We start from the raw sequence: 228 nt of genomic DNA on the forward strand, positions 1-228 counted from the left end.
TCCGGAGAGCGGTGCAGGATGATTTTGTGGCCGACCTGCGGGGCCTGTGTACGGGTGTAGAGGACGGCGAAGTTAGGAAGGCCGGGTACAGGCTTGCGAGCGTCATGGAAACGATCCGGCTTTACGCGGAACGCGGATGGGAGCCAGTCGAGTACTTCGGCGATGTCGATTACGAGCTGAGATTCATGACGTCCGTGGCGACCAACGCCCCGAAGAGCTATGCCAAGC

General features: G+C 60.5%; 1 protein-coding gene. It reads left to right on the forward strand.

Annotated elements, in window-relative coordinates; genetic code table 11:
* Positions 1-26: 26 nt before the first annotated feature.
* A partial coding sequence (locus ACPYOG_RS21295) for a hypothetical protein (RefSeq protein ID WP_481296015.1) occupies positions 27-228 on the forward strand: 202 nt, incomplete at its 3' end.

Source organism: Leifsonia sp. HAY1-4F (genome assembly GCF_056755275.1).